The 16,906-nt window shown below is 44.8% G+C and carries 14 protein-coding genes and 1 other annotated feature; of the genes, 8 read left to right on the top strand and 6 right to left on the bottom strand.

Annotated features, from left to right (window positions below; genetic code table 11):
• Positions 1–106 precede the first annotated feature (106 nt).
• The 3 genes from clpB to rluD form a co-directional block, all read right to left on the bottom strand.
• Complete coding sequence (clpB, locus tag ACHFJ9_RS10710; protein WP_005397478.1) at positions 107–2,680, bottom strand: ATP-dependent chaperone ClpB; 2,574 nt, start codon at positions 2,678–2,680, stop codon at positions 107–109.
• A 144-nt stretch (positions 2,681–2,824) separates the two neighbouring features.
• Entirely contained in the window at positions 2,825–3,553 is a 729-nt protein-coding gene (pgeF, locus tag ACHFJ9_RS10705) for a peptidoglycan editing factor PgeF (protein WP_074192068.1), read from the bottom strand.
• A 1-nt stretch (position 3,554) separates the two neighbouring features.
• The gene (gene rluD, locus ACHFJ9_RS10700) at positions 3,555–4,532 is read right to left on the bottom strand and encodes a 23S rRNA pseudouridine(1911/1915/1917) synthase RluD (RefSeq protein WP_065645207.1); all 978 of its coding nucleotides are present in this window, start codon (positions 4,530–4,532) and stop codon (positions 3,555–3,557) included.
• A 136-nt stretch (positions 4,533–4,668) separates the two neighbouring features.
• On the opposite strand from rluD, the gene ACHFJ9_RS10695 reads away from it, so the two are divergent.
• The 5 genes from ACHFJ9_RS10695 (at position 4,669) to yjjX (ending at position 9,654) form a co-directional block, all read left to right on the top strand.
• The gene (locus tag ACHFJ9_RS10695) at positions 4,669–5,397 is read left to right on the top strand and encodes an outer membrane protein assembly factor BamD (RefSeq protein WP_005385927.1); all 729 of its coding nucleotides are present in this window, start codon (positions 4,669–4,671) and stop codon (positions 5,395–5,397) included.
• 171 nt (positions 5,398–5,568) lie between these two features.
• Positions 5,569–7,023 (top strand): lytic transglycosylase F, encoded by a 1,455-nt coding sequence (locus tag ACHFJ9_RS10690; protein ID WP_256899780.1) that lies wholly within the window; start codon positions 5,569–5,571, stop codon positions 7,021–7,023.
• A gap of 325 nt (positions 7,024–7,348) precedes the next feature.
• Positions 7,349–7,675, top strand: a complete 327-nt coding sequence (gene hpf, locus ACHFJ9_RS10685) for a ribosome hibernation-promoting factor, HPF/YfiA family (RefSeq protein WP_005397484.1) — start codon at positions 7,349–7,351, stop codon at positions 7,673–7,675.
• A gap of 108 nt (positions 7,676–7,783) precedes the next feature.
• Positions 7,784–7,905 (top strand) — a sequence feature (Phe leader region).
• Between the two features lie 12 nt (positions 7,906–7,917).
• A complete protein-coding gene (gene pheA, locus ACHFJ9_RS10680) occupies positions 7,918–9,096 on the top strand; it encodes a prephenate dehydratase (RefSeq protein WP_256899741.1) in 1,179 nt (392 codons plus the stop codon).
• 24 nt (positions 9,097–9,120) lie between these two features.
• Positions 9,121–9,654 carry an inosine/xanthosine triphosphatase gene (gene yjjX / locus ACHFJ9_RS10675; protein ID WP_005397487.1) on the top strand — a complete coding sequence of 178 codons (534 nt, stop codon included), beginning with the start codon at positions 9,121–9,123 and terminating at the stop codon, positions 9,652–9,654.
• A gap of 109 nt (positions 9,655–9,763) precedes the next feature.
• Here yjjX and trpR read toward each other — a convergent pair whose 3' ends face one another.
• The gene (trpR, locus tag ACHFJ9_RS10670; protein WP_012842123.1) at positions 9,764–10,072 is read right to left on the bottom strand and encodes a trp operon repressor; all 309 of its coding nucleotides are present in this window, start codon (positions 10,070–10,072) and stop codon (positions 9,764–9,766) included.
• 13 nt (positions 10,073–10,085) lie between these two features.
• Positions 10,086–12,032 (bottom strand): murein transglycosylase, encoded by a 1,947-nt coding sequence (gene sltY, locus ACHFJ9_RS10665; RefSeq protein ID WP_395356790.1) that lies wholly within the window; start codon positions 12,030–12,032, stop codon positions 10,086–10,088.
• A 364-nt stretch (positions 12,033–12,396) separates the two neighbouring features.
• Between sltY and ettA the strand changes: the two genes are divergently transcribed.
• From ettA to ACHFJ9_RS10650, 3 genes are all read left to right on the top strand, one after another.
• A complete protein-coding gene (ettA, locus tag ACHFJ9_RS10660) occupies positions 12,397–14,064 on the top strand; it encodes an energy-dependent translational throttle protein EttA (protein ID WP_005381894.1) in 1,668 nt (555 codons plus the stop codon).
• Positions 14,065–14,295: 231 nt separating this feature from the next.
• The gene (locus tag ACHFJ9_RS10655; protein ID WP_150916465.1) at positions 14,296–14,664 is read left to right on the top strand and encodes a PilZ domain-containing protein; all 369 of its coding nucleotides are present in this window, start codon (positions 14,296–14,298) and stop codon (positions 14,662–14,664) included.
• Positions 14,665–14,692: 28 nt separating this feature from the next.
• Positions 14,693–15,694 carry a M23 family metallopeptidase gene (locus ACHFJ9_RS10650; RefSeq protein WP_005397491.1) on the top strand — a complete coding sequence of 334 codons (1,002 nt, stop codon included), beginning with the start codon at positions 14,693–14,695 and terminating at the stop codon, positions 15,692–15,694.
• A gap of 77 nt (positions 15,695–15,771) precedes the next feature.
• On the opposite strand, the gene tyrA is transcribed toward ACHFJ9_RS10650, so the two are convergent.
• Positions 15,772–16,899, bottom strand: coding sequence for a bifunctional chorismate mutase/prephenate dehydrogenase (tyrA, locus tag ACHFJ9_RS10645; RefSeq protein WP_006743113.1), 1,128 nt, complete (start codon positions 16,897–16,899; stop codon positions 15,772–15,774).
• Positions 16,900–16,906 lie beyond the last annotated feature (7 nt).

Here is a 16,906-nt window from a genome sequence, read left to right as displayed (position 1 = left end):
TTCATTCGTATAGAAAACAGGCAAAAGGTTCTAAAACATTATAGAAAAGGGGCCAAATGGCCCCTTGAATGTGATTTTTATCTCATTTCTTATTATATCTGTGCAATTACTGATGGGCACGAATTTGGTCATTAGTAACGATTAGCTGCACTTTCTTGTCTGGAACAATTTCACCAGAAAGAATCGATTTGGCTAATGGGTTCTCGACATTCTGTTGAATTGCGCGTTTTAAAGGACGCGCACCATATACAGGGTCGAAACCAACTTGAGCGATCAAATCGAGTGCTTTGTCAGAAACCTCTAGTTGATATCCTTTTTCTTCTAGTCGTTTCGCCAAACGTTCTAATTGAATAGAAGCGATGGACTTGATGTGTTCTTGACCAAGTGGATGGAACACCACTATTTCGTCAACACGGTTCAAGAACTCAGGACGGAAGTGTTTGCTAACCACATCCATTACTTCACTCTTGATACCTTGATAATCTAATGTTGCGAAATTCTCTTGGATACGAGATGAACCCAAGTTCGATGTCATGATCACAACCGTATTACGGAAGTCAACAGTACGACCTTGACCATCCGTTAAACGCCCATCATCGAGAACTTGCAGCAGAATGTTAAATACATCCGGATGCGCTTTCTCTACTTCATCTAACAAAATCACCGAATACGGCTTGCGACGAACCGCTTCCGTTAAGTAACCACCCTCTTCATATCCGACATAGCCTGGAGGCGCACCCACCAATCTTGCCACTGAGTGTTTCTCCATGAACTCAGACATGTCGATACGGACCATCGCATCTTCGCTGTCGAACATAAAGCTCGCAAGTGTCTTACAAAGCTCTGTTTTACCTACACCAGTTGGACCTAAGAATAAGAAGGAGCCAATTGGTCGGTTTGGATCAGAAAGCCCAGCTCGACTACGACGAATGGCATTCGATACAACAGAGACCGCTTCGCTTTGCCCTACCACACGATTATGCAGTACGTCTTCCATACGAAGTAGTTTCTCTTTTTCCGCTTCTAGCATCTTGGATACTGGGATGCCAGTTTGCTTAGAAAGTACTTCTGCAATCTCGTTGTCGGTTACTTTATTACGCAATAGTGTCATTTCCTGCATTTCCGCTTGGGTTGCAAGATCTAACTGCTTCTCAAGTTCAGGAATACGACCATATTGAAGTTCCGACATGCGGTTTAAATCACCAGCTCGGCGAGCAAACTCCATGTCCATACGAGCTTGTTCAAGCTCAGACTTAATATGTTGAGTGCCAGAAAGTGCGGCTTTTTCTGTATTCCAAACCTCTTCTAGTTCAGCGTACTCACGTTCTTTTTCATTGAGTTCTTCATTAAGCGCTTTCAAACGCTTTTCACTCGCTTCGTCGTGCTCGTTACTAAGCGCCTGTTGCTCAATCTTAAGTTGGATAATTTTACGTTCAAGCTTATCTAATGACTCTGGCTTAGAGTCAATTTGTAAACGAATGCTTGAAGCCGCTTCGTCGATTAAGTCGATCGCTTTATCTGGCAGTTGACGGTCAGAAACATAACGATGTGACAAACTCGCCGCTGCAACAATCGCTGGGTCAGTAATTTCAACGTGATGATGAAGCTCATAACGCTCCTTCAAGCCACGTAAAATCGCCACGGTATCCTCAACGGTCGGCTCATCCACCAGCACTTTTTGGAAACGACGTTCTAACGCCGCATCTTTTTCGATGTACTGACGATATTCATCCAGTGTTGTTGCGCCAACACAGTGCAGTTCACCACGGGCTAATGCAGGTTTGAGCATGTTCCCCGCATCCATTGAGCCTTCACCTTTACCCGCACCAACCATAGTGTGGAGCTCGTCGATAAACAGAATGACATTACCTTCTTCTTTAGCGAGTTCATTCAATACCGACTTCAAGCGCTCTTCAAATTCACCACGGTACTTAGCACCAGCAACCAGTGCGCCCATATCTAATGACAGCACACGGCGACCACGCAGACCCTCTGGCACTTCATTGTTGACAATGCGCTGAGCTAAGCCTTCAACAATTGCGGTCTTACCTACGCCAGGTTCACCGATGATCACAGGGTTGTTTTTAGTACGGCGCTGCAATACTTGGATGGTACGGCGAATTTCATCATCACGGCCGATAACCGGATCCAGTTTGCCCTGTTCTGCTCGCTCGGTAAGGTCAATGGTGAACTTTTCCAATGCTTGGCGAAGCTCTTCTGCATTCGGATCATTAACCTTTTGACCACCTCTGATCTTTTCGATTGCTTGGCTAACTTTTTGCTCTGTTAAACCGATCTCTTTGAGTAATTGCCCCAATGGTCCGCGATCTTCTAAAGCAGCAAGCAGGAAGATTTCAGACGAGATATAGGAGTCTTGACGCTTTTGCGCCACTTTGTCACACAGGTTAAACAACGTGCCCATCGAACTAGAGAGCTGTACATCTCCACCGATGCCACTGACTTTTGGTAATCTATCTAGCATTTCACTCAATTTAGAGCGTAAATGCGTTACGTCCACATCCAGCATAGTAAGCAATGGACGAATTGGACTGCCATTTTGGTCAAGCAAAGCCACCATTAGGTGAACTGGCTCGATATATTGATGATCGCGCCCTAACGCTAGTGATTGAGCATCAGAGATAGCGATTTGAAACTTACTTGTGAATCGATCAAGACGCATATCTACCTTCCTAACCTCAACTAAAGGAAATTCTTTTGACAGTTAGAAAGATGGATACTCAGAGGAGGAATTTCAAGGGAGTGAATGAATAAAGATAGCTTTGCAAAAATAGCACTATGCATCTTGGCACTTTAGTGCTTATAACTAATCTTCAATCCAAATAAAGGTTGCTTGTCGACCAGTTTTACCATCACGGCGATACGAATAAAAAGAGGCTTTATCTTGGTAAGTACAAAGTCCAGAGTCAAACACTTGTGTCACTCCAGCTCGATTTAGACGTTGCGTTGCCAGCTTTGACATATCAGCCAACCATTTACCTTTAGCCTCTCGTGGCATAAAAGCTTGATGTGCCAGAGAATCGACATCAACAAAAGCTTGCAGAACATCTTCACCGACTTCAAAAGCTTCAGGCCCAATAGCAGGCCCAAGCCACGCTATCACTTCACCTGAAAACAACGCTAATGCATTTTCGACAATACCATTTGCTAAGCCGCGCCACCCTGCATGAACGGCAGCGACCTGCGTGCCTTGTGTATTAGTCAATAATACAGGTAGACAATCGGCGGTCATCGCTGAACAAACAACATGGCTTGAAGAAGTAAATACACCGTCCGCATCAAGCACTTGTGTTGTTGGTTCATTTGCTTGAGCCACAACGGTTGAATGCGTTTGGTTTAACCAGATTGGCGCATGGGGCATGTTCGCCTGCTGCGCCAACCAAGCTCGGTTCTTCTCTACTAAAGACAAATCATCCCCAACGTGAGTACCTAAATTTAGCCCTTGATAAGGGCCTGTCGAAAAACCGCCTATGCGTGTTGAGGCAAAAGCTTTGACATTTTTAGGCGCACGCCAATTCGGAATGATTGTCTTCATCTTAGAACTCTTCCGGTAAACCGTGCTCTTCCGTATCTTGACGAAGCGCTTCAGTCATCGCCACCATGTCATCAGGCACAGGGGCATGGAACTCAAGTACTTCTCCCGTAATTGGATGTTCAAAGCGTAGCATTACGGCGTGCAATGCTTGGCGATCGAAGCCACGGATCATTGCCGTTAGCTCTTCAGAAGCACCTGTCGGGATGCGAGCACGTCCACCATATGCAATATCACCGAGCAGCGGATGCTGAAGGTAAGACATGTGCACACGGATCTGGTGCGTACGACCCGTTTCAAGACGCAGACGGATACGTGTGTGTTCGCGGAAACGCTCAGCGACACGGTAGTGCGTTACCGCTGGTTTACCCATTGGTGCTACCGCCATAAGCGTGCGCTTGGTAGAATGACGACCAATAGGTTGGTCCACTTTACCACCCGCTGTCATACGACCAATAGCGATTGCTTCGTACTCACGAGTAATATTACGTTTTTGCAGTGCGCGAACCAGGCGAGTTTGTGCTGGTACAGTTTTCGCCACCACCATCAGCCCCGTTGTGTCTTTATCCAGACGGTGCACAATGCCCGCACGAGGCACTTCTGCGATATCAGGGTAATGATGCAACAACGCATTAAGCACTGTACCATCTGGCGTACCGGCACCTGGGTGAACCACAAAGTCACGAGGTTTGTTGATAACGATAATATCGTCATCTTCATAGACGATATCTAGCGGGATATCTTGCGCTTCCCAGCGTTCTTCATCTTCTAACTCGGCTTGCAATGTAATTTCCTCGCCACCCATTACTTTGGTGCGAGGTTTGGTGACAACTTCACCATTAACTTGAACTTTCCCATCAAGCAGCCACTCTTTCAGGCGCGAGCGAGAGAAGTCCGCGAATAATTCGGCGATAGCTTGGTCTAAACGTTGACCTAACTGGCTATCTTTTACGGTATTTGTTAATACAATCTGCTGAGCCATATCGAACTTTTTTAAAAACTGTGAGACTAATGCTCACGACTGTGAAAAAATAGACTATTACGTCATTGTATCTGTTACTGGAAAGAAAGTAACGGCAGCTTAAGAAATATTTAGATTCAAGGAACAGACTCCTGATATGAAACGTCAGACTTTAACAGGCCTTTTAGCGGTATCCCTTCTGTTTGGATGTGCAAGCAAAGAAGAAATCGTTCCTGATGTGCCGCCTTCGGAACTGTATGCAGACGCACAGATTTCTCTTCAAAGTGGTAATTGGCTTTCTGCAATTGAGAAACTGGAAGCATTAGACTCACGTTACCCATTCGGTGCCTACTCAGAACAGGTGCAGCTTGACCTAATCTATGCGTACTACAAAAACGACGACCTTGCTTTGGGCTTGGCAACCATTTCTCGCTTTATGCGTTTAAACCCAACCCATGAAAAAATGGACTGGGTACTGTACATGCGCGGCCTAAGCCATATGGCGCAAGATCGTAACTTTATGCATGATCTGTTCAGCGTAGATCGAAGCGATCGCGATCCTGAGCCAGTAAAAAAAGCGTTTGATGACTTCAAAAAACTGCTTCAACGCTACCCGAACAGCCCATACGCACAAGATTCACAAAAACGCATGGTTGCGCTGAAAAACCGCCTAGCGAACTATGACTTAGCGACGGCTGACTTCTACCTCCGCCGTGAAGCCTGGGTAGCTGCAATTAATCGCAGTCAAGAGCTACAAAAAGCATTCCCAGACACCGAAGCGGCACGTAAGTCACTGACTATCCAGCTAGAGGCCTACAAGCAACTCGGTTTGGAAGACGCCGTAGCAAGAACTGAAAAGCTTATCGAGCTCAACCCTGTGAAGTAACTGAGCCGCTTCAAACTAAACCGCCACCGTTTTTACCGTGGCGGTTTTTTATTACCCGCAATAGCGTGTTCTGCCCTTGCTTGATGATCTACGGGGCTCTACATATGCTTAAAGTTCCCCTCCCCTTTATAAAAGGATGTGAACGTGACGATACCTAAGCTATGCGCAGTCATGCTGCTCTTATTGTCTGCTTCCGTTTGCGCACTGCAAATATCACCACTCAAGCAACCTCCTTACACTGGGGATCTCGATGTTATTAAAGAGAAGAATGTTTTACGTGTCCTCGTTTCTGCTGATCTAGGCTTCTATTACATTGAGGGCGGTACACCAAAAGGAATAGGTGCAGAACTCCTGGCGCATTTCGAAAAAGACCTTCGTAAGCTCAAACCGAAACTTAACGTACAAATTATTCCTCTAGCCCGTGACCAACTTCTGCCAGCCTTAGAAAATGGCTCCGGTGATCTAGTCGTCGCCAATCTGACCATTACCAACACACGTAAACAGAAAGTCGATTTTAGTTCACCCATTCTTACTGGTATTGACGAGTGGATAGTCACGAACAAAAGCACACCAGCCATGACTAACATTGAGCAACTGAGCGGCAAAGAGGTTTGGGTACGTGCCAGTTCTAGCTACTTTGAGAGTATTCAAGCACTAAATAAGAAGCTAAATAAAAAAGGCTTGCCACCCGTTGTCGTACATTTTATTGAAGAAACACTGCAAGACTACGAACTGGTTGGGATGCTCAATAACGGCTACGTCAAAGCCATTGTTCTCGATAGCCATAAAGCCAAACTTTGGCTGAAAGTGATGGATGATATTCGAGCTCACCCAGAAATTCCTATTCGTGAAAATGGTAAAATCGCTTGGGCAATGCGGGAAAACAGCCCAAGTTTGAAAGCCGTCGTGAACAAGTTTATTCAGAAATCTCGTTCTGGGACACTGCTCGGTAACGTCATTTACGGAAAATACATCGATAACACAGGTTGGCTAAACAAAGCCCTTAACCCCAAGAAAATTGCTCAGCTAGAAAAGCTTGCTACGTTGTTTTCACGCTATGGCGAGAAGTACGATATCGACTATCTACTGATCGCAGCCGTCGCTTATAAAGAGTCCGGCTTTAATAACGACCTCGTTGGAAGTCGAGGTGCAGTCGGCATAATGCAAGTTTTACCCAGCACGGCTCGAGACCCTAATATCAATATCAAAAACGTTCGGCAGCTAGAAAACAATATTCATGCTGGCGTGAAGTATTTAGCATTTTTGCGTAAGCAGTACTTCAGTGATCCTGCTATTACGGCGGAAAATAAACTCTACTTTACCTTAGCGGCTTACAATGCTGGCCCCGGGAATGTAGAACGAATTCGTAAACGTGCAGCCCAGCAAGGCTACGATCCTAATGTTTGGTTCAATAACGTGGAAGTCGTTATGCGGAAAAGTTTAAGCTCAACGGTTGGGTACGTTACCAGTATTAATCGCTATTACGTTATATACAAACAGCTAGAAAGTTTGGACCAAGTCAAAAGTCTAGAGCGGGTATCACTGGCTCCAAAGGATCCCGTCTTCATGATACCGCTACGAAAAGTCAGTCAAACGCCAGACACAAAAAAGCCGCTTGTACAATAAGCGGCTTTGTAAATAAACTCGTCTGAGAGACTCAGTGACTGTCATCACACTTTACGTATAGTTAAATTTTAACCACCTCTAATATTAGGCCGTAAAACTTCCCTAAAAACGAAGACGTTTTCAGCTGAGTACTCTATTCAATCTACGGATTTACTAACCGATAACAAGCAATTTCACGATAAATCTCAGCAGATCTTGAGTGAGATCACATTCATTTTTCATCATAAAAAACCCGAACAAAATAATGATCTGAGTCACATTTTTTTATACTTAAAGCGGTAATCTGAACTCAACCCATGAGGGATGCAACAGAGGAAAAACACTTATGACAATGAATATCACTGGCAAAAACATCGAAATCACCTCTGCAATCCGAGCTCATATTGAGAGCAAGTTTAAAAAACTGGAGAAATGGCAAGTAGACCTAATTGGTTGCCAAGCAACTTTCAGTGAGGAACCAAACAAACAGAAGAAATTCGAAGCGGTTATTAAAGTTCCTAAAGGCCAGCTCATTGCCTCAGCAACTCACGAAGATCTTTACGCAGCTATCAACGAAGTGGAGCAAAAACTAGAACGACAATTGAACAAGCTGACCCACAAACCTGAAGCTCGACGTGCAAATAAGCCTGAGCTAGTGGAAGAAGAAGAGTAAACTGACCAGATTGAGGAAATAGCGCCGAAAGGCGCTATTTTTTTGCTTGACGCTCTCCCCTGCCTTGCTTATTGTGTTTAAACACTCATAAATTAAGCACTATTTATGCATTTAACCTCACTGTTTATTTTTGACTTCTTTTTCCTCCCATAGTCGGAGGGGCGAACTCGTTTGTGAAAGAAAAGTCAAAAACAAACAGAAAGCCTCCCAAATCGGGAGGCTTTTTTATAAGGAAAGAATTGATGACAGACCAACCTATTTCCCTCGAAGAAATTCGTTTGCGCTTGAATGAGTTGGATGATCAACTCCTCAGCTTATTGTCTGAGCGCCGTAAACTCAGCATTGAAGTAGCCAAAAGCAAAGTACAAACCTCAAAACCCGTTCGTGATGCCGTTCGAGAACAACAACTATTAGTTAAGCTGATTTCTAATGGCCGAGATAAATACGAACTCGACGCGCAGTACATCACTAAACTATTCCATACCATCATTGAAGACTCAGTGCTTCTTCAGCAAAGTTACCTGCAAAACCTCGTTAACCCGCAACAAAGTCGTAAGCCACTTGCTCGCGTCGCTTTCTTAGGAGCCAAAGGCTCTTACTCGCACTTGGCAAGCCGCGAATACTTCAGCCGTAAAAATACAGAACTTATCGAGCTCAACTGCGAACACTTCAAAGAAGTGACTCAAACAGTAGAATCGGGCCATGCTGATTATGGTGTTCTGCCTATCGAAAACACCAGTTCAGGCTCTATTAATGAAGTGTACGACCTACTACAACACACGACGCTGTACATCGTTGGAGAGCTAACTCAACCAATCGAGCACTGCTTAGTTGCGAAAAAAGACATTCGTCTGGAAAACATTAAAACGCTGTATTCACATCCTCAGCCACACCAACAGTGCAGCGAGTTTTTAAGCCGTATGAAAGGGGTAAAACTGGAGTCTTGCGCCAGCACAGCAGATGCAATGAAAAAAGTCCAAGAGATGGATCGTGATGATGTTGCTGCAATTGGTAATGCATCAAGCGGTAAGCTATACGGCTTGCAAGCAATTCAAGGCAACATCGCAAACCAAACTGAGAACCATACTCGTTTTATCGTGGTTGCTCGCAAACCAGTTGAGGTTTCAACTCAGATTCCAGCAAAAACCACCTTGATCATGTCGACCTCCCAAGAAGCCGGCTCATTGGTTGAAACACTATTAGTGCTGCAACGTTACGGCATCAATATGACCAAGCTAGAATCACGTCCAATTATGGGGAACCCATGGGAAGAAATGTTCTACGTAGACTTGGAATCTCATCTTGCTTCGACAGAAATGCAACAGGCACTAGAAGAGCTAACAAAAATCACTAAACACTTGAAAGTATTAGGCTGTTACCCTAGTGAGAACGTAAAGCCTACCCAAGTAAAATTGAGTTAATAGACACCAGTGAGTAAAAAGATCATGGCAACCCAAAAAGTCGTAATCGCATCGCTAAACCCAGCTAAAATTAATGCCGTTCAAAGTGCATTTAACAGTGCATTTCCGCACCAAGAGTTCAACTTCGTCGGCGTCAGTGTACCTAGTGAAGTCGCAGATCAACCTATGACTGATGAAGAAACTCATCGCGGTGCACTAAACCGCGTTAAAAACGCAAAAGTAGAGATGCCAAACGCGGATTACTATGTCGGACTTGAAGCGGGAATTGAAACAAACGTGACGTTTGCGTGGATGGTTATTGAGTCGAATACTCACCGCGGTGAATCTCGCTCTGCGAGCTTAATGCTGCCGCCCAAAGTATTGGAAAAACTCGAGCATGCGAATGAGCTGGGAGATGTCATGGATGAGGTGTTTGGTACCGAGAACATCAAACAGAAAGGTGGTGCCATCAGCCTGCTCACCCAAAACCAGCTGACTCGAAGTTCGGTTTACCATCAAGCCTTGATTCTGGCTCTGATTCCATTCACAAACCCTGAGCACTTCCCTTCAAATTTATAACGCTCCCCCATTCGCTAGGTACGAAAAAGGGCGGATATTTCCGCCCTTTTTAACACGTTATCTTAACCACTTGTGATACCGATACCTAAAGGCGAATTGGAATCACTGGCTACTTAGATACCGCAACTTGCTCTAACAAAACCTTGAGTTTGTCTTTCTCTTCATCAGATTTAGACTTTAACTCGTTAGAACCACGAGTAATAGTGGCAATACCCACGCCAAGCATCTGGCTGATCTGACGTTGAGATAATTCTCCTTTAAGAAGCTCGTTAATAATATTAACGCGTGATATTAATGATTCTCTCTCATCACGTGACATCAGCATGGTTAACAGCATGTCATCTTGCTCACTGTCCATGCTAGTTCGAATTAGCTCAATAATCTGTTGCCAGTCTTTGTACTCGGGTTCGTGCGACATCAAGTTACCTCACTCAATACTTGGTATTGATCTCATGTTGATTCAAGAACGCGCCATCGATACCCAAAAGATCACGGTAATATGTTTCAAACATCAGGATGTTTTGTACATAACCGCGTGTCTCTCTAAATGGAATTGCCTCAATAAAGGCATAAGCATCCACTTTTCCTTGGGTACGCTCTCGCCACGTTTTTACTCTGTTAGGACCTGCATTATAAGCAGCAAGAGCAAAAATACGATTATTATCGTAATCCTCTAATAAGCCTTGCAAATAATGGCTACCAATTTCGATATTTTTGCCCACATTGTAGAGATCCTGCGTACCTTGATAACTCAACTTATATTTACGTGCTGTGTACTTTGCTGTAGCGGGCATGATCTGCATAAGACCACGAGCACCAACTGGAGAACGGGCTTCGACATCCAACGCACTTTCCTGTCGAGCTAGGGACATCATCGTCACGGGATCTATGTTGTGTTTTTTTGCATAAAAGTTAAACCACCAGCGATGCGCAATCGGGAACCTCAGTTCGATATTATCCCACATCTGCGCTTGAATACTCGCGGTCACCGTTAGGTTATGCCAACGCTTAGAAGACGCATAAGCCGCCAACATCGCCTTTTCATCTTTCCCTACGCGGCGCAATAAATGTGCCCATTCACTTTTCGCTGCTGCAATTTTGTCCGTCGCGATCAACTCTTCAATACGAACTAACGAGTCTTGATAGGGTTGAACCACTCGCTTATCAAACTTAACCGTATGCGTAGGGTATTTGATTGATTGTCCAATCGCATTAGCGGCTGCCACACTATAAAAGTTTCGCTGCCCGACCAAAGTCGCTAAACGCTGTTTCCCTGCGATGTCATCACCTAACGCAATTTCACTTCGTCCAAGCCAGTATTGCCAGCGAAGCGACGCTTGCTCTTCTTTATTGAGAACGGCAATCCATTCTTGTACGCCCTTCCAATCCGCGTTCTGAATCGCTAAGCGAATGCGAGTTTCAATGAGCGGTAAGTACTGGCTGGTTTTCGTTTTATCATCGCGCCACTTAGCTAGTGACTCAGACTCAGTACGGGTCAATCGAAATGCGATATAGTCAGCCAGGGCTTGCGCCTTTTCTGGAGAAAACTTCTGCCCTTTAATGACGGCATCATACGCACTCTGCGCTTGACTGGTATTCATGCGAGCTAGCTTTTCCAACGCATATTCGCTTTGCGCTCGATTAAAATCATTAGCCGGTTTTTTCTTCGCGAACTCCGCAACGCTTGAAGGGTTATCAAACAACGCCTTCATTTCTTTCGCTTGTTGCCTTGCCTGCGAGGATTTAGGCAATTTAAGTAAGTAACTCATCAAACTGCCATTACGTGCATCAAACGCCAGTAGCATACGCTGGAGAATTAATTCATCAGTACGTTCACCTGCCTTGTCCCATGCTGCGAATAATGGATCGCACTCATCGGCAATACTTCTGCCACGCAACCACATATGCTCAGCCCCTTTAAACGCGGCAACTTTCTTACCTTGCTCTAACTGAGCTACGTAGAAAATACATTGGTAACGCTCGCCACTTGGAATGACTTTTTGAAACTCAGTAATGGTTTTCCAATCTTTTTGCTTATAAAGATGGTTGAGGTATGGAGCGCGAACACGACGAGAAAAAGGAAACGACTCGTGCTCCGAAATAAATTCGTTCACCTGCTGTGGCGATTTTTCCGGTAACTGTCTAATAAATGTTCGGTAGTCCACATAAGGCGTCAGTGGATAGTCAGAAATTTTAGGACGGATCGAAAGGTATCCGTCGATGTCATTTTTATCTAATAAATCTTGAGCTTGCTCATAAACTTCACGCTGCTTTTCCAAGCTCAGCGCGGCATTAGCACTCAAACTCATCGCACACAGCACGGCTGCACAGCATACGTTTTTAGCCAATTCAGATACGTTGAATCTCATTTGTGTCATTTTCCCCAGACATATACTGCCCCAAAGCCTCGTTTTGTTAGCGTTCATGTGATGTTAAGGCAATTTTCACACATGCATCTATTTACACAGAATGCAGATGTCCATGTAAAGCAACTTAGTGTATTAAAAATTGTACTCGTGAAACTTTTAAGACGATGGAGACAAGGAGTTCCTAACTTGCGCAGAAAGCACTTCGTCATTTATAACGAATAACAAAAGTGTATACCCTAACCGTGTAAGTTTCCGGTCAGCTCAAAATAAGAAATCCATTCGAAAGGGAAATTCTTGCAATGCGGTAACAAAAACAAAGCACTTGGTATAAAATGATGGGTTTGAATGACAGTTAATTTAGGAACGATCGGCAATGGCTGAATACGTATATACCATGTCGCGGGTGAGCAAGATTGTGCCACCTAAGCGTCAAATTCTTAAAGACATCTCTCTGAGCTTCTTCCCTGGTGCGAAAATCGGTGTTTTAGGTCTGAACGGTGCAGGTAAATCCACACTGCTACGTATCATGGCAGGTATCGACACGGATATCGACGGTGAAGCGCGTCCACAACCTGGTCTAAACGTAGGCTACCTACCCCAGGAGCCAGTATTAGACGAATCAAAAACCGTTCGTGAAGTTGTTGAAGAAGCGGTTGCTGACGTTGCTGACGCACTGAAACGTTTGGATGCGGTCTATGCGGCTTACGCAGAGCCAGATGCAGACTTCGACGCACTTGCAAAAGAGCAAGGCGAACTTGAAGCTCTGATCCAAGCGAAAGATGGTCACAACCTAGAAAACGCACTTGAGCGAGCTGCAAACGCACTTCGTTTACCTGAATGGGACCAAAAAATTGCGCACCTATCAGGTGGTGAACGCCGCCGTGTCGCTATTTGTCGCCTGCTACTTTCTAAGCCAGACATGCTGCTGCTTGATGAGCCTACCAACCACCTAGATGCAGAATCTGTCGCTTGGCTAGAGCGCTTCTTAGTGGATTACACAGGTACTGTAGTCGCTATCACCCACGACCGTTACTTCCTAGATAACGCCGCGGGTTGGATCTTAGAGCTTGACCGTGGTGAAGGTATCCCATGGGAAGGTAACTACACCTCATGGTTGGAGCAAAAAGACGCTCGTCTACAACAAGAAGCATCTCAAGAAAGTGCTCGTCAAAAAACCATCGAGAAAGAACTTGAGTGGGTACGTAAAAACCCTAAAGGTCGTCAAGCGAAATCAAAAGCACGTATGGCACGCTTTGAAGAACTGCAAAGCTCTGATCACCAAAAACGTAACGAAACCAATGAACTGTTTATCCCGCCAGGTGAGCGCCTAGGTGATAAAGTTATTGAAGTGAAGAACCTAACGAAGTCATTTGACGGCCGTGTTCTCATTGATGACCTATCATTCAGCATCCCTAAAGGTGCGATTGTTGGTATCATCGGTGCGAACGGCGCAGGTAAATCGACCCTATTCAAGATGTTAAGTGGTACTGAACAACCAGATTCAGGCACAATTGAAATGGGTGATACTGTGAAACTTGCATCGGTCGATCAGTTCCGTGACAGCATGGACGATTCTAAAACCGTATTCCAAGAGATTTCTGAAGGCGCTGATATCATTAAGATCAACAACTTCGAAATCCCAGCTCGCGCATACTGTTCACGCTTTAACTTTAAAGGCAGCGACCAACAAAAAATCATTGGTGAGCTATCAGGTGGTGAGCGTAACCGTGTCCACCTTGCGAAACTGCTTAAAGCGGGCGGTAACGTGTTACTACTCGACGAACCGACCAACGACCTTGACGTGGAAACACTGCGTGCTCTAGAAGAAGCACTACTAGAGTTCCCTGGTTGTGCAATGGTTATCTCGCACGACCGTTGGTTCCTTGACCGTATCGCGACCCACATCATTGACTACCGTGACGAAGGCCAAGTTAACTTCTACGAAGGTAACTACACCGAGTACATGGACTGGTTGAAGAAAACGTTGGGCCCTGAAGCCGCAGAACCACACCGCATCAAATACAAGCGTATTGCGAAGTAATCGTAACCCGCAAAGTTTGATTGTAATTTGTACAAAGGCCGCTATCATAGCGGCCTTTGTTTTCTTTGTTATAAAAAAGAGCTCATTAGCCCGTCTCGTTCGTTAAGAACATGACATTGCACTTACGTCACTCTGTAGCGACCTCGACACTTTTCAAACAGCAATCGAACATTTTTTGTTCGCATTGATATACTATTCAATTCTGTTTGAAGACATGACGAGAAAATGCACATGGCAGAGAGACGACGCTTTTCACGCATTCTCCATCAAGCGCCAGCGAAGGTAGAACAACGTGACTTGGCAATTGAAGCTAGGATTCAAGATCTTTCCTTACATGGTTTACTCATGAAAGTGGAAGAGACTGAGGCTTTGGATCCAGCCCTTCCAGCCCATGTTACTTTTTCATTTGATCAATCCGAACAAGTGATTACGTTAAAAGCGCAAATTGTGGATATTTCTAAGTGTGAGATTAGGTTAAAGATCATCAAGATAGACATCGAGAGCATTAGCCAACTAAAACGATTTATAGAATTGAATGTAGGCAATAACGACCTTCTGAACCGAGAGTTAGAACATCTCTCTGATTTAGGAGAAAAATAAATGAACGCCTATTTAAGTAACAATAACTATGTCTAAAAAAATCATCATGCAGATCCCGACGAAAGACGGCGATCAGCAGTTCTATTTGGGCCGCAGTTCGGTCCTAGCAGTATTTGCTTCGGTATTGGCATTACCCGCCGTCGTTGGTGGCGCGTGGTATCTCAATCAACAGCAGATACACAATAAAGACGAACTAACACAAACCATCGCCAAACTAGAAAGTGAAAAGGCCGAAATCACCGCGCTTTATGAAGAGCAGCTTGATACCAACCACTCGCTTTCTCAGTCATTGACCGATAAAAACAATCAAATTCAGCTATTAGGAAAACGGGTATTCGACGTCGAATCGGTTCTAGGTCTCGCTGACGAAGAGCTGATGATCGATGAAAACAACATGGCGTTAGAAGAGCGAATTGATGCAGCAGCTATCGATTCCGCGGTTCGAGCAACCATGTTTCGTTTGATTCCAAATGATAGCCCAGTGACATACCAACGTATTTCTTCTTCCTATGGCAGTCGCATTAACCCTATTTCAGGTAAACGACACGTTCATACTGGTATCGATCTTACCTGTAAACGAGGAGAAGAAATCCTCGCACCTGCAGACGGAGTGGTGGAAACCGTTCGCCCGAGTAATCGTGGCTATGGCAACTATGTCACTATTCGTCACTCATTTGGCTTTATGAGCTCCTTTGCTCACTTACAACGCTTTAAAGTAAAAAGCGGCCAATTTGTCAGTAAAGGCGATGTGATTGCTCAATGTGGTAGTTCTGGTAATTCCACTGGCCCGCACCTGCATTATGAGGTGCGCTTTCTCGGGCGAGCACTCAACCCTCAATACTTGATGGAGTGGACACCTGAAAACTTCAATTATGTATTTGAAAAAGAGAAAAAAGTGAAATGGGGCCCTTTAGTTCAATTGATTGATAATGTCGTGCGTCTGCAAGTCAATTTAACCAACTCCCCCTATCGCGACACCAGTATCAATACAGTATCAAGTGAAGATACCAGCAATACCGCGACTAACTGATTTATCTCTCGACACAAAAAAGAGCAGCGTAAGCTGCTCTTTTCGTTTCGGGCTCCACACGGATAGATAACCAGCGATTAACCGCGATGAATATTATCATTCGCCTGTTTGAGTAAGTTTTGGCTCTCATTCATAAATTGTTGTGAATAATCACCAAACCACTCACTCACCTGCTCAAAGCTTTCGACAAATTTGGCTTTATCTTTGCTATCCAAAATCGCAAGTGCTTCGCCGAAGCGTTGGTGGAATCGCTTAATCATGTCGATGTTTTCTTGCGATGAGAGAATAATGTCACCGTAGAGGTTTGGATCCTGACCAAACAGACGCCCTACCATCGCCAACTCCAGGCGGTAGATTGGTGAGCTCAACTTTAACAGTTGCTCAATGTTCGGGTTCTCTTTGCTTAGATGCATGCCGTAAGCAAATGAGGTGAAGTGACGCAGCGCTTGGATTAACGTCATGCCATGATCGTGCTCTTGCGCATCAATCTGGCACAAGCTCGCGCCCCAAATACCAAACTGTTGCAGCAACCATTGGTATTGATCATTTCCACGCCCATCACAGTACACAATCACCTGCTTGGCAAGGCTAGGCACATCTGGACCAAACATTGGGTGTAAACCAACCACCGGTCCTTGGTGCACATTCAACATTGCTTGCAGTGGCTTAGATTTTATAGAAGTCAGGTCACACAGAATACAGTCTTGTGGCAGATTACCTAGCTTTTCAATCACACCTTCTGTTAGGTGAATCGGCACAGTAACCACCACCAGGCCCGCATCTTTTAGGATGTCATCCGCACGATCCCAGTCTTTGCTACCAAGCACTTTGACTTGATAACCAGATAGCTTGAACATACGTCCAAACAGGCCGCCTAACTGGCCATTACCACCAATAATGACCACTGAGCGTAATTCAGGGTTCAAACACTTAAAACCGGAGTCTTTTTCACTGGCATAAGACTCACGCATGGTACGACGCAGAATATCTTCAATAAGCTGTGGAGGAATTCCCATTTTCTCAGCTTCTGCTCGGCGAGAAGCCAGCATCGCCGCTTCACGATCAGGGGCATAAATAGGCAAACCATGTTCGCTTTTTACTTCCCCAACTTTCTCTACGAGCGCCAAACGCTGAGCTAATAGCTCCAACATTTGCTTGTCGACTGCATCAATCTGATCGCGCAATGCGTTAAGTTCAACTGCCATTGATGTT

Origin of the sequence: Vibrio sp. D3 (assembly GCF_043995865.1) — a bacterium.
GTDB lineage: Bacteria > Pseudomonadota > Gammaproteobacteria > Enterobacterales > Vibrionaceae > Vibrio > Vibrio diabolicus.
The sequence above is the reverse complement of the archived record's forward strand: the minus strand, read 5'-3'. Positions and strand labels throughout refer to the sequence as shown.